This window comes from Flavitalea plasmicola (genome assembly GCF_030546645.1).
Taxonomy (GTDB): Bacteria; Bacteroidota; Bacteroidia; order Chitinophagales; family Chitinophagaceae; genus Puia.
Map to the genome: position 1 here is coordinate 1 of NZ_JAUOTO010000007.1, position 20159 is coordinate 20159.

A 20159-nucleotide genomic window follows, 5' to 3' on the forward strand; every position below is an offset into this window, starting at 1 on the left:
ATGAGCGGAGCCCTGAGCTTGCTCAAAGGGCGCAGCGAGGCAACATCTCGTAAATTCCCGAAGGGAATTTGGCGGGCATTGAAAGCCCCCCAACAACGGATCACCGAAGGTAATCCGCCCACGACCTCAAAGACCGGCAAGACGCCGGAGGCGTCAGAGATGTTGATGAGCGGAGCCCTGAGCTTGCTCAAAGGGCGCAGCGAGGCAACATCTCGTAAATTCCCGAAGGGAATTTGGCGGGCTTTGAAAGCCCCCCAACAACGGATCACCGAAGGTAATCCGCCCACGACCTCAAAGACCGGCAAGACGCCGGAGAAAGACTTTCATATGGCAAGCAATCGTTAGACGGCCTTCTGTTTCCACAGAGGGCCTTTTTTTTTCGACCCGCCCGTTCAGGTCGATCAATCCCGAGGTAAGAGATGCTCACGCCGGCCGTAAAGTCCTGTTGAAAGAAGAGGGTAGCCGTGCCGGCTTTGGACATCTCAAAGTTATTTTTAATTGAGCGCGGAGACGCCAGCCCGTTTGTAGAAATAAGCCCGGAAGGGATCATCAGGAAGGCCCACAACTGGACTTTCAGTGGAAATAAACATCTTCTCATCTGTGAAAAATATCAATTACAGTCATAGGTATACGTAGAGGTGGCCATATCATTGCTGCCGGATCCCTGTGTGGCGCTTATTATTTTTCCACTCGCATCGAAAGTATAGGTGATGCTCTCCGTAACGCTTCCGCCACTGATGGATTTGACGAGGTGCCGCACCTTCTGGTACACCACTCCGAATTGAATCCACTGTCCCAATACCTCCGGGTCGCCCGGCGCTGACGGCTTATCCGTGTAGTAGGAATAGATATAGCTGCCGCCGGCCTGGTCCACCTCCGTTATATCGCCATTGTTATATTGATACGTGGCTTCGATGACACCACCGCCGTTGGTCTGTGAAGAAGTTTTTGTCAATTGCCGGTTGCTGTCATACGTAAACCTGTACACCGTGACATTGCTCGACCCCATGTGCATGATAATGTGATCGGCATCCCCATTGGCATTGAGGAACACCGTGTCGATGGCGGGCGATGTCCCTGTAATGTTGATGATGATCATACCGCTGGCATAGGTAAAGCTCCTGGTATAGGAAGTGCTGCCATCCGAATACTGTACGTTGCTGAGCCTGCCATCGCTTCCATACGCAATGATATAATTCTCTGACCACCCATTGCCTTTCACCTGTAGTCCCGTCAGCTTGCAGGAGTTGTTGCTGGCTGGGTGATCACTCTTATGGCAGGATAGAAAGGTCGTTGCTCCGACAAGGACCGTCAATACAATCGATTTATGCATTGTCAATGTTTTATTTGTTTCAGGACCCGAAACTAGCCTTCCGCATCTTTTCCTGCAACGCACCTTTCGCCGGCGGAGGCAGATTTCGCGTAACTGGTCCGTCAAAGCCGGGCGCCGGCAGCATAGCCGGATCCGCCTCTTACGCAATACTTCCACCATCTGCCCTTATCCGGGTCTTTTATCAGCGCTTTTTATTATTTTTCCAAGGTGGAACCTCCATTGACTGCACATGCGTAACTTCTTTTTATCGATATTGATGCTCATATTGGGAGCAGTTGCAACAGGGCAATCCTTTCCCGGGCTGCAATTCAACCACCTTACCACCGACGGCGGACTTAGCAGCAATACCACCACCTGCATGACGGAGGACAAACTGGGGTTTATCTGGATCGGCACCGATAATGGTCTCAACCGTTGCGATGGCTATCGGGTAAAACAGTATTTCCACCACGATGCGGATAGTAATTCACTGGTGTTTAGCGATATCCAAACACTATATTGCGACAGGAAAGGACGCATCTGGATCACCACCGGCGGCGGCGTCAGCTGCTTTCTGCCGGATAAGAATGTTTTCGTGAACTATTCCACGGAAATGCCATCCCCCAGGCGACTAAGGAACAATAACAGCGTTTCGGTGATGGAAGAGAAGGACGGTACGATGTACCTTACCAATCAGAAAGATGTCATCTGTCAGGTGCAGGACGACATGAGCCTGCGGGAAATAAAAGTACGAACAGCGCCCTTTTTTTACGAAAAGACCCTCAAAGAAGGATACGAAGGGATCATGTCCGACCATGATGGAAAAAGATGGGCCTATTGTGCCAATCGGATCTACCTCCTCGACCCATCCGGCATCCAACCCATTCAGACATTTGACTTCTCCCGCCAGTTGGCCCACGCATCCATCCGTCATATCCTGCAAGACCAGGAAGGCCGCTACTGGATCAGCACCTGGGGAGCATCCTTATGGCTCTTCGAGCCTGCCAGTGGAAAATTAAAACTGGCCCACAACCTGCCTGTAACAGATATCCTCGAATGGCGTTACAACGATCAAAACTGGCTGGTGGCCGAAGCCCTTTATTCGGGCGTCTACCTGCTCGATCAGAAGGGCGAATCGTTCAAAAAGCTGGCTTGGAATCCCGCCGATCCACACTCACTGGAGGGAACATTGTTCATTTCCCTGTACGCGGACAGCCGCAAGAACCTATGGATCTGCACTAACCGGGGAGTGAATTACGTGCAGGCTTCGGGAAAGATCTTCGATATCCATCCCGTGACCCAACCCGGCCGGCCCGACTACGAAAGGACATCGACAGGAATTGCCTTCAGCTTTTTCGAAGACAGCGGCACCACCTGGCTCTCTACCAGGTTTAAAGCGACTTTTGCCTATGATAAGGACATGCGGCTGAAGAAATACTTTACCAGCCTGTATCCACTGTCCGCCACGGCCAACAGATGGTCTCTCAATGCATACTATTTCTTCAAAAGAGGGTCCGATCTGTACATCAGCACCGACAGCGGTCTGGTCGTATATGATCTGCTTCGTGCATCGACAAGATTGTACTTCCCGCCCGCAGCGGAAAAAGACGGCGCCTTCCGCACCATTGTCGCGCTGGACAGCAGCCGTATACTCATTCGTACGGTGAACAAAGGACTGTTTATTTTCAACACCGTCACCAGGACATTCATAGGCCATCTTTCCGCCCAGGATTCCACGGCCGGCGCGCTGCCAGGAAGATTGAACTACCTGTTGAAGACATCGAAGGGGGACTTGTTCCTCAGCAGCAACGAGGGCAGGAACCTCGTAAGATACGTTCCCGCGCAAGGCCGGTGTGTGCCTGTAACACCTTCTAATGACTCCATCTATCACCTCCTCTCGAAAGGGATCTATGGGATGGAGGAGGACAAACAAGGCAGAATATGGCTGGCCGCGAGCAATGGGATCTTCATTTACAACGCAAAGGAAAACATCATAGAAGAGCATTTCACCGCAGACGGCAGGATGGGCGCCATGTTCAGGATATGTTTCGACACGGCGCAGAACGCCTGGGCCAACGGCAATTCCGGGGTTTGGTGTTACATCGCATCAAAGAAAAAATGGATCACCTTCAATGGCCGCGACGGTCTCCCTGGCAGCGATTTCGCCGGATTTATCAGTCCTGACAAAAAGGGGGAGATCATCGCCGGGCTCGAAGGAGCCATTGCCGTATTCCACCCGGAAAAATTGAATTTTGTCAGCAGCCAGCTTCCTGCCATCATTACTGAAGCGGCGGCCACCGACAGTTCGCTGCTGTTCCCTCTTGGCACCGGGCAGGAAAAAAAGCTCCGGCTCCCTGCAGGCCGGAATTCTTTTTCCGTAGACTTTGCCATACCCGGCTATTACAACACAGCCTCGCTGCATTATCTTTATAAGCTGGAGCCCCTGATGAATGAGTTCAGGGCCAACGACAATGGACATATCAATTTCAACGGCCTCATGCCAGGCCATTACACCCTGTATGTGAAGGGCGAGGACAAGACGGGCGACCTGAATGCCCGGGAAGATAAGATGGACATCATGATAGCCCCGTTCTGGTACCAGTCCTGGTGGTTCAGGACATCGGCGTTGGGGATACTGGCCGCCCTGGTCATCTTCCTTGTCAAAAGACGTATCTCAACCATCCGGAACGAATCGGCCCTCAGACAAAAGGTCGTCGAGACAGAAATGCAGGCTCTGCGCGCGCAGATGGATCCCCACTTTATTTTCAATAGCCTCAGCAGCATCGAGAACTTCATCATGCAGAATGAAAAAAGGCTGGCCAGCGATTATCTCAATAAATTCGCCTGGCTTATACGGATGATCCTCGACAGCAGCCGCAATGAACTGATACCCCTGGCGAAGGATATGGAAGCCCTGCAGCTGTACATCGATCTGGAGCAGATATCCTGTAATAATAAATTCATTTACAAGGCCATCATCGATCCCGTCCTGCTGAATGAGGACTATCACGTACCTCCCCTGCTCATCCAACCTTACGTGGAAAACGCCATTGTACACGGACTGATGCCCAGCCGGAGCGAGGACCTGGCCCTGGTGGTCATTGCAAGGCTGGAAGCCGACAGGATCAGGTATATCGTAGAAGACAATGGCATCGGAAGACAACAGGCGCAGCAATACAAGGCCAGCAACAAGCCCTTTCACAAAAGCGTGGGATTGAAGATCACCGAAGAGAGGATAAATATATTCAACCGTCAGACCGGGAGCAATGGTTCAGTCGTTATCACCGACCTGTACGACAAGTATGACATGCCCAGGGGCACCCGGGTTGAGATCACTATTAAAGCTATGTAACATGCAGCCGCTCAATGCCATTATTGTGGACGACAACTTCAATAGCCTCCAAAACCTCCGCCAGAAGCTGGCCGAGTTCTGTCCCGACATTAAGGTACTGGCCGTCACCCAATCGCCTGAAGAAGCCATCACGCTGCTGAGGCAGCTCCACCCGGACGTGCTCTTCCTGGATATCGAAATGCCGCGGATGAATGGTTTTCGCATGCTGGACGAGCTGGATGAATATGATTTCGATGTTGTATTCACCACCGCTTATAACCATTATGCCATCGACGCCATCCGGATCAGCGCATTCGACTACCTCACCAAGCCCATCGCCATCAAAGACCTGCAGCAGGCAGTGGAACGATTGATCGCAACCCACGATCTGCACACCCGGCAAAAGCTTGAATTGTTGAGACAGTCATTTACGGACGCCAAAAGCCAGGAAGACAGGATCGCCATCCCGACAGGTGAGGGGCTGGAATTCATACCCATCAGCCTCATCGCGCGCATCGAATCCAGTTCCAATTACGCGAAGATCTTTCTGACGGATGGCAGGAACCTCGTGGTTACCCGGCTGCTGAAGGATTTCGAGGCCATGCTGCAGCCGTATCATTTTTACCGCATTCACCATTCCCATCTCGTCAATCTGAAATACGTCAGGAAATATATCCGGGGCGACGGCGGCCAGGTCGTCATGGAGAATGGCGACGTCATTGATGTAGCCCGGAGAAAAAAGGAAGATTTCCTGAAGCTGTTCGCCATTTGATTCAGCTACCAGCTATGAGCTGCGAGCTACCAGCTACGAGCAAAGGTTTTAATAAGTCCAGCTCACAGCTCAATCACCAGCCCGTCATAAGCCAGCTCCATCCCCTCCGGCAAACTATGATTCACCTCCGCATGGAAACCCAGCTGATGGCTGATATGTGTGAAATAAGCCCGGGGTATCTCCAGCTCCCGTACAAGATCGATGGCTTCCTGCAATGTATAGTGGGAAATATGCTTTTCGTGACGCAGCGCATTCAACACGATGACCTCGCTGCCCCTTATCTTTTCCTTCTCCTCCTCCTCAATACGATTGGCATCCGTGATATAAGTAAAATCACCAAATCGAAAACCCAGCACAGGCATCTGCAAATGCCATACAAGGATAGGACGCACGCCGATGTCCCCTACTGTAAAAGGATCGCTCTCTATCCTGTTGAGCCGGATGTCCGGTATCCCGGGATACTTCATTTCCGCAAATACATAAGGGAATTCACGGACGATGGTCTCCTGCGTCATCTCATTCGCATAGACATTCATGGGCTGCTGCTGGAAATAATTATACGCGCGTACGTCATCCAATCCCGCCAGATGATCTTTATGAGGATGGGTGAAGACGACGCCGTCCAGTGTCCGGACGTTCGCCCGAAGCATCTGGCACCTGAAATCAGGCGTAGTATCTACAACAAGGGTGGTAGTGGGCGATTGAACAAGAATGCTGCTGCGGAGCCGCTTGTCCTTCTTATCCAGCGATGCGCATATCGCACAGGGACAGGCGATCATGGGAACCCCCGTACTGGTGCCCGTGCCCAGAAAAGTGATCTTTAAAGATGGATAGCTCACTGGTTAAAGGTAAGTGGAATTTGCTTACTGAACGGAGACCACGGTCACTCCTTTACTCGTTGTCCACCGAATGGTGCATAGCAAGAATGTCGTCATATATTTTTTTGACCTCGGGGCTCAGGTTCTCAGGCGTGATCTTCAATTGAGGGATAATATCCACCAGGGTATTGATACGACCCTCCAGCTGGAGGAATTTGTTCAGCACCACCACTTTCCGCTGCTCCAGGATACAATAGCCGCTCTGGAAATTACCTCTCTCATAGCGAACGATGTATTCTGCCTCATCCAGCACCCGCTCGATCTTGTCTAATGTGGTTTGGGTATACTTCATTCGTTCTCAATGTCTTTTTTAATGGCCGAACACAGTCGCTCCGCTCGTGCCATATACAGCCTAAAGGTACTAAATACCCCGCCTACCTACCCCTTGGCCCCTTCGATTTTATCCACAGCATCCCCATATTTGTGGATATCAACCATTCTTACTGGTCATACGGATCACCGGGATGATCATTTCTTCCAGGCTGATGCCCCCATGCTGGAAAGTATTGCGGTAATAATTGACATAATAGTTGTAATTATTAGGATAGCATAAGAATCCGTCCCCTCTGGCAAAGATAAACGACGAATTCACGGTAGGCACCGGCAGCCCCGCCTCCTTGGGATCCCGGAAGGCCAGCACCTCTTTGGCCTCGTAATTCAGGTTACGGCCATGCTTATAACGGAGATTGGTAGTGGTTTGCTTGTCGCCAATGACCTTATACGGCGTTTTTACCCGCACACTGCCATGGTCAGTGGCCAGGATAAGGTTGATCTTCTTGTCCGCGATCTTCTTCAGGGCCTGGTGCAGGGGCGAATGCTCGAACCAGCTGGCCGTAATGCTGCGATAGCTCGTCTCGTCGCTTGCCAGCTCCTTGAGCACCTCCATCTCCGTACGGGCATGGCTTAGCATATCCACAAAATTGTAGACGATGACATTGATGTCATTGTTCAAAAGGTTATGGATATTGTTCACCAGGTCCTGTCCCGCCTGGTAATTCAGCACTTTCGTATAGGAGAATTTCAGATCGTCCCGCTTCAGTCTTTTCATCTGGGCGCGGAAAAAATCCTCTTCATACAAGTTTTTTCCTCCTTCCTCGTCGTCATTCTTCCATTGATTGGGAAACTGCTTTTCAATGTCGATGGGCATCAATCCCGCAAAAATAGCATTCCGGCTATATTGGGTCGCCGTAGGCAATATGCTGTAAAAACTATCCTCTTCCGCTATGCGAAAATTTTCTGCGAAGATGGGCTGGATGGCCTTCCACTGGTCTATCCGGAGATTGTCCAGCAGCAGAAAAAAAGTAGGCGTCCCCTTCTCCACATGCGGCATCACTTTAAAGCGGAACAAAGTATGGGACATGATAGGCCCTTCCTCCGCCCTGGGATTGACCCAACGCGCATAGTTCTTCGAGATGAATTTGAAAAACTCCGTATTGGCCTCCTGCTTCTGGGTCTGGAAAACTTCCCGCATTTCCGGGCTATCCGACTTCTCCATCTCCAGCTCCCAATACACCAGCTTTTTATAAATATCCATCCACTCGTTGTAGTTCGGATTGCTGTTGAGCGCCATGAAAAGACTGCGAAACTCCTGCTGATAGGCCGTGGTCGTCTTCTCTGCCACCAACCTTTTATTATCGATGATCTTCTTCAGGCTCAGCAGCACCTGGTTGGGGTTCACCGGCTTGATCAGATAATCGGTGATCTGGCTCCCGATGGCATCGTCCATCAGGTTCTCCGTCTCATTCTTCGTGATCAGCACCACGGGCATCTGCTGATTGACCTCCTTGATCTTGGCCAGGGTCTCCAGACCCGTGATACCAGGCATCGTCTCATCCAGCAGGACCACATCGATGGGGTTCTCCTTTACAAAATCGATCGCGTCAAAACCATTGGTCATTCCCTTCACCTCGTAACCCTTGTTCTCCAAAAAAAGGATCTGAGACCGTAAACTTTCTATTTCATCGTCGACCCATAGTATTTTTCCGAGAGACATATTTTTTTCTATTTTATTTTGCACCGGTTCAAAAACAATCGCTGGCCGAAGGCGGGATCAAAGGTAAATTTATATTATCCGACCCGTATTTGTAGATTTGAAGATTGTTTAAGATCGTTTTAACAAAACTCAAACAAGAATGGCTCAAATGCCCCGCAAGATCATCAACGATCCTGTATACGGCTTTATTACACTGGACCACCCGCTGTTGCTGGATATCATTGCCCATCCTTACTACCAGCGTCTTCGCCGCATCCACCAGATGGCTTTTGCCCACCTGGTCTATCCCGGCGCCGTACATACCCGCCTGCACCACTCCCTGGGGGCCTATCACCTGATGTGCAGCGCCCTGGACGAATTGAAGCGTAAAGGAGTCGCTATCACCCCCGAAGAAGAGCTGGGCGCCAAAGTTGCCATTCTCCTCCACGATATAGGCCATGGCCCTTTTTCCCACGCGCTGGAAAATGTCCTGATCCGGGACGTTCGCCATGAGGAGATTTCCATCCTCATTATGCAAGTATTGAACCAGGAATTTGGCGGCAGGCTGGATACGGCCCTTCATATCTTTACGGACGAACACCCAAAACGCTATCTGCACCAGCTGGTATCAGGGCAGCTGGATACGGACAGGATGGACTACCTCACCAGAGACAGCTTCTTCACAGGCGTCTCCGAAGGGGTCATCGGGTATGACCGTATCCTGAAAATGCTGGTCGTTCACAACGGGGAGCTAATGGTGGAGGAAAAAGCCATCTACTCCATTGAAAAATTTCTCGTTTCCCGTCGCCTCATGTACTGGCAGGTCTATTTGCACAAGACTGTGCTCAGCGCGGAAAAAATGCTCGTCCGCATCATGGAAAGGGCCAAGGAACTCCTGGCAAAAGGCCCGCAGCTGAACTCCTGCAGCCCTATACTCGACCTGTTCCTGAGAGCCGGGGAAAGCCGTGAACTCATTGAAAGGAACCTGGATAAGTTCTGCCTTCTGGACGATTACGACGTGACGACCACCATCAAACAATGGATGTTCCATCCGGATAAGGTTTTATCCTTACTCTGCCGGCGCCTCATCGACCGTCGACTGTTAAAAGTCTGTCTGCAGGCAACCCCCTTCCCTGAAGAACACGTAATGGAATTGAAGGAACAGGTCAGCCGGGAAGAAGGCATCTCCCTGGAGGAGGCGGATTATTTTGTCTTTACGGGACAGACGACAAATACCACTTACGATCCTCTGGAAGAAGAGATCAACATCCTCTTCAAAAATGGAGAAGTAAGGGATATCTCACAGGTGGACAATGCACTCATTCAACAAACGCTGGCAAGCCCTGTGAAAAAATTCTATCTTTGCTACCTAAACACAGTCTCAGCAATATGACCTTTTCTGCCGCACAAATAGCCATGCTCATCAACGGGAAAGTAGACGGGGACCCGAATGCTTCAGTCGCCTCTTTTGGAAGGATCGAGGAGGCCGTGACCGGGCAGCTGGCCTTCCTGGCCAACCCAAAGTATGAAGAGCATCTGTATACCACGGCGGCTTCTGTCATCATCGTCAACGAAACGCTGGAGCTCAAGCAGCCCATCGACGCCACGCTGATCCGGGTTCCGGATGCCTACAGCGCTTTTGCCGTGCTGCTGGCCAAATACCAGGAAATAGAAGCCCAGCAGCTCACCGGTGTCCAGGAACCTTCCTATATCGCTAAAACGGCAAAACTCGGGCAGCATGTTTTCGTCGGGGCCTTTGCTTACCTGGGAGAAGGCGTCGTCATCGGCAATAATGTAAAGATCCATCCCCATGTCTACCTCGGCAACAATGTGAAGATCGCGGACAATGCCATCCTTCACGCGGGCGTAAAGATCTACCATGACTGTTCGATAGGAGCGCATGCAACCATCCATGCCGGCTCCGTCATCGGGAGCGACGGCTTCGGCTTTGCTCCGCAGTCCGATGGCAGCTTCAAAAAAGTTCCCCAGATCGGCAATGTCGTCGTGGAGGATTATGTGGAGATCGGCGCCAACGTCACCATCGATCGCGCCACCATCGGTTCCACCATCATCCGGACAGGGGCCAAGCTGGACAACCTGATACAGATCGCCCACAACGTGGAGATAGGTCACCACACCGTCATCGCGGCCCAGGCTGGTGTCAGTGGCAGCACCAAGATCGGCAGCCAGGTGATGATCGGCGGACAGGCAGGTATCGTAGGCCATGTGCAGATTGCCGACGGAGCGAAGATCAATGCGCAAAGCGGCGTCACCAAATCCATCAAGACGCCGGGAGGCGCCGTGACGGGCAGCCCAGCCTACGACTACACCAGCGCCTTGCGCAGCCAGGCCCTCAGCCGCAACCTCCCCGACCTTGATAAAAGATTGAAAGAGCTGGAAGAGCTGGTCCGTCAATTGTTGGCGGAAAAGGTGTAAAAACACGGAAGAATTGATACCTTAGGGCCAGCCTAATAGTTTTCATCTATGTCAAATACCGATAACTTTCTTCCTGCTATTAAAGATGGGTATACTTTCAAAGGAGCGTCCATCCGTATCGGCGTCGGTATGCTGGATGGCCACGCCGTCCCAGGCGCTGACATTTATCTACCCCTCCGGACCATGAATCGTCATGGGCTGATCGCCGGCGCCACAGGCACCGGCAAAACAAAGACCCTGCAAATGATCAGCGAAGCGCTGAGCGATGCCAGCATCCCCGTGCTGCTGATGGACATCAAAGGCGACCTCAGCGGACTGGCCGCGGCCGGTACGCTCAATGAGAAAATAACCGAGCGTTATAAGCTCATCGGTACAACCTACACACCCGCAGCTTATCCTGTCGAATTCCTCTCGCTGAGCAAGGAAAAAGGCGTCCGCCTACGTGCCACGGTAAGCGAGTTCGGGCCCGTCCTAATCTCCCGGATCCTCGGGCTCAATGACACCCAGGAAAGCGTGGTAGCCCTCGTATTCAAATTCTGTGACGACAACAAGCTCCCCCTGCTCGACCTGAAGGATTTTATAAAAGTGCTGCAATATGTCAGCAACGAAGGCAAGGCGGAGATCGAGAAAACATACGGAAAGATCGCCACCAGCTCCACCGGCACCATCCTCCGGAAAGTGATCGAGCTGCAACAGCAGGGCGCCGATCCATTTTTTGGAGAAAAAAGCTTTGAAGTGGATGATCTCATGCGCATCGGCGACGATGGCAGGGGCATCATCAATATCCTTCGCGTGACGGACCTCCAGGACAGGCCGAAATTATTTTCCACCTTCATGCTGCAGATGCTGGCCGAGCTCTATGCCATCTGCCCGGAAGAAGGCGATCCCGACAAACCCAAACTAGTCCTCTTTATCGACGAAGCACACCTGGTCTTCCAGGAAGCCGGCGATGCGCTCCTGCAACAGATCCTCACCATCATCAAGCTCATCCGCAGCAAAGGCGTAGGCGTCTTTTTCTGTACGCAGAACCCCACCGACATTCCCGCCGGCGTCCTTTCCCAGCTGGGCCTGAAAGTGCAGCATGCCCTGCGGGCTTTTACAGCGGCCGACCGCAAGGCCATCAAACAAGCCGCGGAGAACTACCCCGAGTCCTCTTTCTATAAGACCGAAGACCTCATCACTCAGCTGGGCATCGGCGAAGCCTTTGTGACGCTGCTCAACGAAAAAGGTATCCCTACCCCCCTCGTCCATTGCATGCTGTGCTCGCCGCGCAGCCGCATGGACATCCTGCAGCCGGCCGAGATCGATGCCATCACGGGCAAATCGAAGCTGGTGGCTAAATACAACGAAACCATCGACAGCGAAAGCGCCTATGAGATCCTCAATGCCAAGCTGGAAGAGGCTGCAGAAAAAGGTGCTAATGAAGATGATGATGCCGGCAAAAGCAAAAAAGCAGGCAAACCCGAAAAAAGCACCCTGGAAAAACTCCTCGACAGCCCCGCAGCCCGCCAGGTAGGCAGGACGGCGGCCAGCGTCATCACCCGCAGCCTGTTGGGAGCATTGGGACTGGGGGGGCGCACCTCCCGTAGAAAGAGCAGCCTGTTCTGAGTGCACGGCCATCCTCAGCTTATCCGGTCTTCCTTCCTGCCTTCCGGCAATTGTCGCAGATGCCACAATCCTTCGCGCCCTTATCCCCGAAATAATTCGCCAGCATGCGGCTCCTGCATTCCACGGACAGATCCATATACCGCAGAATGGTCTGCACCCGTGCTGCAAATTGTTCCTTTCTCAGCCGATGACCCACCGGGTCGATATACAGTTCCTCCGCTGCCGGACGCCCATAGAAAAAATACAGCTGCGGACTATCCTTTTGCGGCGTATAATCGATGACATGGTACCCCTGCAATTGCTGCAGCTCTTTGACTACCTGCGGCACATCCTTCCCGGTGAGATACGCCAATTGCTTTTCCCTCACGGGCGTAGGCCTTTCAAACACACCCTCGTATGTCCGCAGCAACGTATGGATCAGCGGCTGCAACGCAGGCTGATCATGCTCGAAATCATACAGCGCCTGCTTGGCCGTGGTAAACTGCACCGACGAAGGAAGGAACACCTGCTGCTGAAAATTCAACAGACCTTCCTGCTCCAGCGTCCTGATCACATTCAGGGTTGTCGTCGTGTCGCATCCAAAGGCATCGCTGAAACGAAAGAGATCGAAGTCGTAGTAATTACCCTCCCCGCTGCCCACTGGCAATTGCAGGTAGTTCATCAGCTGCTGGTACACCGGCCGGATCTTGTCGATCGGCGGGAAACGAACCCCGGGCAGGGCCTTTAGCCTGTCCCTGTCCAGTCCGTCGCATAACAGGACGGCATACGCCTTACTCCCGTCCCTCCCGCCCCGGCCGGCTTCCTGGTAGTAATTTTCCACTGATTCCGGCGGATGAAAATGAATGACCGTCCGCACATCCGGTTTGTCAATCCCCATGCCGAAGGCGTTGGTGCTAACGATCACCCGCAGCCGGTCTTTTAACCAGGCATCCTGCACGGTCCCTCTTTCCTCCCTTGAAAGACCGGCATGATAGGCGCCGGCGGGGATGCTCAGACGGTTCAGCTGTTCGGCCACCTCCCTGGTAGCGCGGCGGGTATTGCAATAGATGATGCTGCTGCCCGGCACTTTTTGCAGGATATCCGCCGCCTTCTGGAGCTTTCCTTCCGTCGCAAAAAAACTGTAAGAAAGATCAGGACGGGTAAACGAGCTGCGGAACACGGCAGGCTGGCGCAGCTGCAGCTTCTCCTGGATATCTTCCAGGACTTCCGGCGTAGCCGAAGCAGTCAGCGCCAGCATGGGCGCTTTCAGCTGTTCACGCAAAGCGGCGATCCTCAGGTAAGGCGGCCGGAAGTCATACCCCCACTGGGATACACAATGCGCTTCATCGACGGCGATCAGGTTGACAGGCAATGAAGGGAGATATTCCTGGAAAAGTCCCGTCTCCAGCCTTTCAGGGGAGACATACAAAAATTTGCAGTTGCTTTCAACTGCCAGCCGGAGCGTATTGACCACCTCTTTCCTGCTCATGCCCGAATAGAGGGAAAAGGCTGTGATATTCTTGCGGCGCAGCCGGTCTGTCTGGTCCTTCATCAGGGCGATCAGCGGGCTGACCACCAGGCAAAGACCGGGACTGGCCATGGCCGGCACCTGGAAGCAAAGGGATTTACCGCCGCCGGTGGGCAGGAGGGCCAGTGTATCCTTGCCATCCAGCACACTCCGGATGATGTCCTCCTGCAAAGGGCGAAAAGTATCGTGGTTCCAATATTGCTTTAATATGGTTCTCGGAGATAAGCTCATAGCTACATCGAAACTACTTCACTTTTCTCACAAACAACCGGAGAGAATTAAGGACCAGCACCACGTCGCTGAACCCCATCGCCAGGGCCGCCACCGCTGGCGTAAGCAAACCCAATCCAGCCACCGGAATGGCCACGATATTATAAAAGAAAGCCCAGAAGAGGTTTTGCCGGATGGTGGTGAAAGTATGGCGACCCAGCTCCAGGGCCGCGGGCAGCCGCCGCAGACCATGCCCCATCAGCACCACATCTGCCGTCTGCAAAGCCAGCTGAGCCGCATCGCTCATCGATATGCCGATGGTTGCCGCAGCCAATGCCGGCGCATCGTTGATCCCATCCCCTACCATGGCCGTGGGCGCTTCCGCGCTCAGCCGGGAGACCACCGCGACTTTCTGCTCCGGTGTCTGCTGTGCAAAGACCTCGTCGACACCCAGCTGGGACGCCACCCGGGCACACCTGTCCTCCTTATCACCGCTTAGCAACACCGTCCGGAAACCCTTGACCCGCAGCCACTGTAAGACCGCCGCCGCCTCTGCACGCAGGGTATCTTCCACATCAATCCAACCCAGCAGCTGACCGTTGCGAACGATATAAACACTATGACCCTCTTCCCGCGTCAGCCCGGCGGCCACTTTATAGGAGCCCGCAATATACACATCCCCCTCTTTTGTCTCTGCCCGCATGCCCACCCCCCGGATCTCTTCGATCTTGCGCCACCGCTGGTCATTCTTCACCCGCCATGCACGGGTGATACCGCGCGCGATGGGATGGGCGGAATATTTCTCCAGGGAAAAGGCGATCCGCCGGAACTCCTCCGGACTGACAGGCGTGGGACCAACCCCCGACCCGGTCCCACCCGCCTCCATTCGATCCCGCTCCGGAGCATGCCCCCCGGCCGGGGCCACCTGCCACCCGACGATGGCAAATTCCCCCGTTGTCAGCGTGCCTGTCTTATCGAATATTACCTGCCGTACCCCCTTAAATGCCTCCAGCCCCGAAGCCCTCCGGAAAAGAATACCCTGCCGGGCAGCCCTCCCCAGTCCAACGGCAATGGCCGCCGGCGTAGCGAGCCCCATGGCGCAGGGACAGGCAATGACCAGCACAGCAATGGCGCGCATCAGCGCCGGCGTAAGTGCATGCAGGAAAAAATAATTCAGCCCAAATGCGGCCACTGCCAGCCCCAGCACGACAGGAACGAATACCGCGCTGATCCGGTCCGCCAGCCGCTGTACAGGCGCCTTTTCCCCCTGCGCCTCCCGCACCATCCGGACAATGCCGGCCAACACAGAATCCCCCGCATCCGCCGTCACCTGGGCACGAACAGTTCCCGCCACCAGGATGCTGCCTCCAACCAGGAAATCCTTCGACCGCTTGTCCAATGGCAGGCTCTCTCCTGTCAGGATAGACTCGTCGACACTGGCCTCTCCCCAAAGGATCTTTGCATCGGCAGGCACCCTCTCCCCGCTGCGGATAAGGATAAGATCGCCGCTCCGCAGCTGATCACCCTCCACCGGGAAGACCATCTCCTGCTGCTCATCATCGTATGCCACCATATTGGCCATGGTCTTTTCAGAACGTACCAGCCCGTCCAGGGCTTTTTGCGTGCTCCGGACAGCAACATCCTCCAGGTAATATCCCAGGAATACAAAGGTAATAATGGCAGCAGCGGTTTCATAGAACACATAGTCCGCCCCTAACCCCATCCATGTGCCGGAGAGACTGTACAAAAAGGCGGCCGAAGCCCCCACCGCTATCAGCACATTCATATTCGGTTTGCCCTTCCGGATACTTTTCAGGGCGCTGCGTCCAAAAAAATGCATCCCTGTAATATAAACAGGCAGACAGATCGCCAGCTGTATCCACGGGTTTGTCAGCCAGACCATGCCAGCTCCCATCTCTTGCACGAAAAGTATCGCCGTAAAAGGCAGACAGATGAATAAATAGCGCAGATGCCTGTTGATTACCCCTTTGGACATAACGCAAACTAAGTTAATTTTACAGCATGGAGATCTGTTTTCATTTGCAGGATATCCTGCCGGCAGCTGAAAAGTTCTGGCAGCAGTGGCCCCTGCAAAAGGTCTTCGCTTTCCATGGGAACATGGGAGCGGGCAAGACCACCTTCATCCATGCGCTATGCACGGCGAAAGGGGTCACCGACACAGTAGGAAGTCCCACTTTTTCCATTATCAATGAATACGCATATCCGGGCGGAAAGGTCTATCACATCGACCTCTACCGGCTCCGGGACGAAGAGGAAGCCCTTCGGGCAGGCGTGGAAGATGTCCTGTACAGCGGAGAGCTGTGCCTGGTGGAGTGGCCGGATAGGGCCCCCGGCATTTTTCCGCCGGCAACCATCGCATTGCAGATCGCGGTCATCGATCCCGAAACACGGAAAATCACGCAAATTTCCGATTCATGAACAGCGCACGAAAAAGTCCCTCATCCAGACACGCATTTTTAGCGCTTTAAATCCAATTTTAAATTGTAATTTGACGAGCACATGTCTCAGCAAAAACCAATAATCAGCACCTCCTTCAGTTACGAAACATTGGAAGAAACCCTGGATGTGAAGCCGAAAGGCGTTCCTCTCAACATAGGCATACCCAAAGAGGTCGCCTTCCAGGAAAACCGCATAGCCCTGACGCCGGATGCGGTGGGCGTATTGATCAGCAATGGGCATGATGTGATCATCGAGCACAACGCTGGCGAGGCATCCCACTACAGAGATAAAGATTACAGCGAGGCCGGCGCCAGGATCGTATATGACAAGTCCGAAGTCTTCAAGGCGCCCATCCTCGTGAAAAGCGCTCCCGTCATCGAAGAGGATCTGCCCTTATTGCAGCTGAACCAGATCGTTATTTCCCCCATCCACCTGTCCGCCATGAAGGCGGAGCTCCTGCAGAAGATGATGGACAAGCGGATAACGGGCATCTCTTTTGAAAACCTCAAGGACGACAGCGGCACCTATCCCATCGTCCGGAGCATGAGCGAGATCGCCGGCAGCGCCGTCATGCTGATCGCTGGCCAATATCTCGGCTCGGCCAATCATGGGAAAGGCGTGCTGCTCGGTGGCATCTCCGGTATCCCTCCTACCAAGGTCATTATCCTGGGCGCAGGCATCGTAGGTGAGTTTGCCGCCCGGGCCGCACTGGCCCTGGGAGCTTCCGTAAAAGTATTCGATAACAGCGTATACAGGCTAAAGCGCCTTCAGAACAACATCGGACAGCGTATGTGGACCTCCGTGATGGAGCCCCGCATCCTTTCCAAACAGCTGAAAACCTGCGAGGTCGCCGTAGGCGCTCTTTCCTCCCAGACCGGTCGCACGCCCGTGGTGGTCACGGACGAAATGGTGAGCAATATGCGCCCTGGAAGCGTGATCATCGACGTCAGCATCGACAGGGGCGGCTGCTTCGAGACCAGCGAGATCACCACCCACGAACATCCCATCTTCATGAAATACGGGGTCATCCACTATTGTGTCCCTAACATCCCTTCCGGCTTTGCCCGGACGGCCTCTCATGCCATTAGCAATGTATTGATGCCGCTGCTGCTGGAGGCGGGGGAAGAAGGCGGCTTCGAGAACCTCGTCTGGCATAAGATCCACCTGCGGAGCGGTATCTACCTCTTCAAGGGAGCGCTGACGAACTTCCATCTCAGCCAGCGCTTCGACCTGAAATATACGGATCTTAATTTATTGATCGCCAGTCAGCGGTGACGCTTACAGCTCGTCCCTCACAGTAACCTTCAAACTTTCCAGTCTTTCTTTTAAGGCTTTCCAGTCTTTGTCCCCAAGACTGCCGGCTGAATATTGTTTGGAAAAAAAGCCTTGCATGTTGACACGTAAAGAATTAGCGCCTCTGTAAAATTGTTCAAAAATGATCTCCCTGCTCTTTTCCAGCCTGTATCCCCGCCTATACCAGGGAAAAAGATAATTTTTCAAAATGAGATAGCTACCGGAGACCTTAAAATAGAATAGCTGAAACCCACTGATGAGATAAATAGGCAAAATAATAGCGGCAGGTAATATGGTCTCATCCCTGATGGGGTCCAGCCTGCCCTTGCGCGCATGTAGCCCAAAGATCAATGCGCCTATCATAACCAGCAATTGCAGCATCGGCATATTGAGTAAAGGACGACCAGCAAATGTCTCAGCAAGATCCTCTTCTCCGGCAGGGATCGGGTCAGCGCCCAAGGGGTCCGGAAAAAGGGGGCCGCTTCCCGGAGCTGCAATATAACCCTCCTGGAGGGCCTGTTTAAGCGCAGGGACATTGCGATAAAAAATGTCCGGCAACACTTCGCTTTGCCCACCGTTCCATTCAATGACAATGGCATTGCTGCGCTTATTGCCGTTTAGAATGCCCGCCTTTTTTCGTGCAAAAAGTTTGATGGAAGTGATCTCATTCCTGTAGATGATCTTTTTAAAGAATAGACCTTTTAGCTCCAGCCTGTCCGGGCATATCCTGATAATGATCATCCTTCTTGCCACCAGCCAGCCGCCTGCCACACCTCCTGCTACCAGCATCAGCCCTGGAAATATTCTTCCCTGCTGATGCATGAGGAAGACACCCGGAATCAGCAGCATGCTAAAAAGAAAGATAGGGAAATAAATATAATAGAAGCCGAACCTGCTCTTGATCATATTTGATTACAACTTGTAATCCATAATATTAATGACTTTCTCGCAAAATTCATACTCCTGCACATCATTCGAGCTGACGATCACCAGCCGCCCCTTGCAATGATCCCTGATCAATTGATCATAGAGCGTGATCCCGTCCTTATCCAGGTTGGTACACGGCTCATCCAGCAACACCAGCGGCGTATCGGAGAAAATAGCCTGGGCCAGCCGCACCCGCTGGCGCATACCCGAAGAATAATAACGGATCTGCTTGTCTGCAGCAGCCGCCAACCCCACTTTATGTAAGATTTCTTTCACCGTCCAGTCTGCAAGCAAAGGCTTGAACGACGCATGAAAATGCAGGAACTCCGTCACCGTCATCTCCTCGATAACGTCCAGGTAGGGGGCCGCAATGGAAAGATGCCGGAACACCTGGTCCGGCGCGATCGTTCCTTCACGCGCATACTCGATCCTCCCTTCGCTGATGCCAATAGCTCCCGCGACAGCCTGTAATAGCGTCGACTTACCGGATCCGTTCACACCAGTGATGGCGTACGTACGCCCTGCAATAAATTCGTAATGGAAATGACGAAAGATCCAATCGCGGTTGAAGCGTTTACCTGCATCAATCAGCGTAATCTTCATCAAAGCTGCTTTTGCTAAAGCGTTTAATAATCCCCCGGCCGCTCTCGCGAATAAAGGTAACGATCTCGTCCCTTTCATCGCTGGCGGGGAACTCCTCTTCCAGGAATTCCAGCGCCTGGCTGGTATTCATGCCCTTGTTATAAATTACCCGGTAGATATCCAGGATATGATTGATCTTGTCGATGGTAAAGCCGCGACGCTTCAGCCCTACAGAATTGACGCCAGAATAGCTGAGGGGCAGACGGGCGGCTTTGATATAAGGAGGGATATCCTTTCCTACCAGGGAGCCCCCACCCAGAAAAACGTGATTACCGATCTTTACAAACTGGTGGATGGCGCACATGCCCCCCAAAATAACCCAATCCCCAATCGTGACGTGCCCCGCCACCTGGCTATTATTGCTGAGGATACAGTTATCCCCGATGATACAATCATGCGCAATATGGCTATAAGCCAGGATCATGCAGTTCTTCCCCACTTTCGTCGTCCAGCGATCCCGGGTTCCCCTGTGAATGGTAACAAACTCGCGGATGGTGGTATTATCGCCTATTACGACGGTCGTCTCTTCTCCGTCGAACTTAAGATCCTGAGGATCAGCAGCTACGACGGCTCCAGGATAGATCCGGCAGTTCTTTCCGATACGGGCGCCTTCCATGATGGTGACATTGCTCCCAATCCAGGTCCCTGCACCGATCTCTACATTGTGATGGATCATGGTGAAAGGATCCACCCGTACGTCGGCCGCCAGCCGGGCATTGGGGTGAATAGAGGTGTAAGCATGGATCAACGGTCGCTCAATTGATTGATTATCTTTTACTTGGATCATTATTGGATCTTCCTTATGGATTAC

At 53.0% G+C, this 20159-nt stretch carries 17 protein-coding genes; 8 read left to right on the forward strand and 9 right to left on the reverse strand.

What is annotated here, in order from left to right:
* The coding region (locus tag Q4E93_RS25220) for a hypothetical protein (protein ID WP_303590097.1) at window positions 1-345 on the forward strand (345 nt) is incomplete at its 5' end.
* A gap of 265 nt (window positions 346-610) precedes the next feature.
* On the opposite strand, the gene Q4E93_RS25225 is transcribed toward Q4E93_RS25220, so the two are convergent.
* Window positions 611-1333: a hypothetical protein gene (locus tag Q4E93_RS25225; RefSeq protein ID WP_303590099.1), complete on the reverse strand. Its 723-nt coding sequence runs from the start codon at window positions 1331-1333 to the stop codon at window positions 611-613.
* A gap of 229 nt (window positions 1334-1562) precedes the next feature.
* Here Q4E93_RS25225 and Q4E93_RS25230 point away from each other — a divergent pair, with 229 nt between their 5' ends.
* The gene (locus tag Q4E93_RS25230; protein ID WP_303590100.1) at window positions 1563-4664 is read left to right on the forward strand and encodes a two-component regulator propeller domain-containing protein; all 3102 of its coding nucleotides are present in this window, start codon (window positions 1563-1565) and stop codon (window positions 4662-4664) included.
* 1 nt (window position 4665) lies between these two features.
* On the forward strand, window positions 4666-5415 hold the full coding sequence (locus Q4E93_RS25235; protein ID WP_303590102.1) for a LytR/AlgR family response regulator transcription factor: 750 nt from the start codon (window positions 4666-4668) through the stop codon (window positions 5413-5415).
* Between the two features lie 62 nt (window positions 5416-5477).
* Here the strand turns inward: Q4E93_RS25235 and Q4E93_RS25240 are convergent, their stop codons facing one another.
* From Q4E93_RS25240 to porX, 3 genes are all read right to left on the reverse strand, one after another.
* Window positions 5478-6254: an MBL fold metallo-hydrolase gene (locus Q4E93_RS25240; protein WP_303590103.1), complete on the reverse strand. Its 777-nt coding sequence runs from the start codon at window positions 6252-6254 to the stop codon at window positions 5478-5480.
* A gap of 52 nt (window positions 6255-6306) precedes the next feature.
* The gene (locus Q4E93_RS25245; RefSeq protein ID WP_303590105.1) at window positions 6307-6585 is read right to left on the reverse strand and encodes a hypothetical protein; all 279 of its coding nucleotides are present in this window, start codon (window positions 6583-6585) and stop codon (window positions 6307-6309) included.
* Window positions 6586-6723: 138 nt separating this feature from the next.
* Window positions 6724-8286 carry a T9SS response regulator signal transducer PorX gene (gene porX / locus Q4E93_RS25250; RefSeq protein ID WP_303590107.1) on the reverse strand — a complete coding sequence of 521 codons (1563 nt, stop codon included), beginning with the start codon at window positions 8284-8286 and terminating at the stop codon, window positions 6724-6726.
* A 139-nt stretch (window positions 8287-8425) separates the two neighbouring features.
* Between porX and Q4E93_RS25255 the strand changes: the two genes are divergently transcribed.
* From Q4E93_RS25255 to Q4E93_RS25265, 3 genes are read left to right on the forward strand one after another with little or no spacing between them, the layout of a single operon-like run.
* On the forward strand, window positions 8426-9658 hold the full coding sequence (locus tag Q4E93_RS25255) for an HD domain-containing protein (RefSeq protein WP_303590108.1): 1233 nt from the start codon (window positions 8426-8428) through the stop codon (window positions 9656-9658).
* Window positions 9628-10701 (forward strand): UDP-3-O-(3-hydroxymyristoyl)glucosamine N-acyltransferase, encoded by a 1074-nt coding sequence (gene lpxD / locus Q4E93_RS25260; RefSeq protein WP_303590110.1) that lies wholly within the window; start codon window positions 9628-9630, stop codon window positions 10699-10701. The genes Q4E93_RS25255 and lpxD overlap by 31 nt, the downstream gene beginning before the upstream one ends.
* 48 nt (window positions 10702-10749) lie before the next feature.
* Window positions 10750-12309 (forward strand): helicase HerA-like domain-containing protein, encoded by a 1560-nt coding sequence (locus tag Q4E93_RS25265; protein WP_303590112.1) that lies wholly within the window; start codon window positions 10750-10752, stop codon window positions 12307-12309.
* Window positions 12310-12328: 19 nt separating this feature from the next.
* On the opposite strand, the gene Q4E93_RS25270 is transcribed toward Q4E93_RS25265, so the two are convergent.
* The gene (locus tag Q4E93_RS25270; protein WP_303590113.1) at window positions 12329-14047 is read right to left on the reverse strand and encodes a RecQ family ATP-dependent DNA helicase; all 1719 of its coding nucleotides are present in this window, start codon (window positions 14045-14047) and stop codon (window positions 12329-12331) included.
* A 13-nt stretch (window positions 14048-14060) separates the two neighbouring features.
* Window positions 14061-16022, reverse strand: coding sequence for a heavy metal translocating P-type ATPase (locus Q4E93_RS25275; protein WP_303590114.1), 1962 nt, complete (start codon window positions 16020-16022; stop codon window positions 14061-14063).
* Window positions 16023-16048: 26 nt separating this feature from the next.
* Here Q4E93_RS25275 and tsaE point away from each other — a divergent pair, with 26 nt between their 5' ends.
* Entirely contained in the window at window positions 16049-16465 is a 417-nt protein-coding gene (tsaE, locus tag Q4E93_RS25280) for a tRNA (adenosine(37)-N6)-threonylcarbamoyltransferase complex ATPase subunit type 1 TsaE (RefSeq protein ID WP_303590116.1), read from the forward strand.
* Window positions 16466-16546: 81 nt separating this feature from the next.
* Window positions 16547-17761 (forward strand): alanine dehydrogenase, encoded by a 1215-nt coding sequence (locus Q4E93_RS25285; protein WP_303590118.1) that lies wholly within the window; start codon window positions 16547-16549, stop codon window positions 17759-17761.
* A 3-nt stretch (window positions 17762-17764) separates the two neighbouring features.
* On the opposite strand, the gene Q4E93_RS25290 is transcribed toward Q4E93_RS25285, so the two are convergent.
* From Q4E93_RS25290 to lpxA, 3 genes are read right to left on the reverse strand one after another with little or no spacing between them, the layout of a single operon-like run.
* Entirely contained in the window at window positions 17765-18685 is a 921-nt protein-coding gene (locus tag Q4E93_RS25290) for a hypothetical protein (protein WP_303590119.1), read from the reverse strand.
* 6 nt (window positions 18686-18691) lie between these two features.
* Complete coding sequence (locus tag Q4E93_RS25295; protein ID WP_303590122.1) at window positions 18692-19309, reverse strand: ABC transporter ATP-binding protein; 618 nt, start codon at window positions 19307-19309, stop codon at window positions 18692-18694.
* Complete coding sequence (lpxA, locus tag Q4E93_RS25300) at window positions 19290-20135, reverse strand: acyl-ACP--UDP-N-acetylglucosamine O-acyltransferase (protein ID WP_303590124.1); 846 nt, start codon at window positions 20133-20135, stop codon at window positions 19290-19292. The genes Q4E93_RS25295 and lpxA overlap by 20 nt, the downstream gene beginning before the upstream one ends.
* Window positions 20136-20159 lie beyond the last annotated feature (24 nt).

Excerpts from the sequence above, each read along its gene's own strand:
- Q4E93_RS25225 (WP_303590099.1), bottom strand. The coding sequence starts at position 1,333 with ATGCATAAATCGATTGTATTGACGGTCCTTGTCGGAGCAACGACCTTT.
- Q4E93_RS25275 (WP_303590114.1), bottom strand. The coding sequence starts at position 16,022 with ATGTCCAAAGGGGTAATCAACAGGCATCTGCGCTATTTATTCATCTGT.
- porX (WP_303590107.1), bottom strand. The coding sequence starts at position 8,286 with ATGTCTCTCGGAAAAATACTATGGGTCGACGATGAAATAGAAAGTTTA.
- Q4E93_RS25295 (WP_303590122.1), bottom strand. The coding sequence starts at position 19,309 with ATGAAGATTACGCTGATTGATGCAGGTAAACGCTTCAACCGCGATTGG.
- Q4E93_RS25230 (WP_303590100.1), top strand. The coding sequence starts at position 1,563 with ATGCGTAACTTCTTTTTATCGATATTGATGCTCATATTGGGAGCAGTT.
- Q4E93_RS25270 (WP_303590113.1), bottom strand. The coding sequence starts at position 14,047 with ATGAGCTTATCTCCGAGAACCATATTAAAGCAATATTGGAACCACGAT.
- Q4E93_RS25245 (WP_303590105.1), bottom strand. The coding sequence starts at position 6,585 with ATGAAGTATACCCAAACCACATTAGACAAGATCGAGCGGGTGCTGGAT.
- Q4E93_RS25235 (WP_303590102.1), top strand. The coding sequence starts at position 4,666 with ATGCAGCCGCTCAATGCCATTATTGTGGACGACAACTTCAATAGCCTC.
- Q4E93_RS25265 (WP_303590112.1), top strand. The coding sequence starts at position 10,750 with ATGTCAAATACCGATAACTTTCTTCCTGCTATTAAAGATGGGTATACT.
- Q4E93_RS25255 (WP_303590108.1), top strand. The coding sequence starts at position 8,426 with ATGGCTCAAATGCCCCGCAAGATCATCAACGATCCTGTATACGGCTTT.
- lpxA (WP_303590124.1), bottom strand. The coding sequence starts at position 20,135 with ATGATCCAAGTAAAAGATAATCAATCAATTGAGCGACCGTTGATCCAT.
- Q4E93_RS25290 (WP_303590119.1), bottom strand. The coding sequence starts at position 18,685 with ATGATCAAGAGCAGGTTCGGCTTCTATTATATTTATTTCCCTATCTTT.
- tsaE (WP_303590116.1), top strand. The coding sequence starts at position 16,049 with ATGGAGATCTGTTTTCATTTGCAGGATATCCTGCCGGCAGCTGAAAAG.
- Q4E93_RS25285 (WP_303590118.1), top strand. The coding sequence starts at position 16,547 with ATGTCTCAGCAAAAACCAATAATCAGCACCTCCTTCAGTTACGAAACA.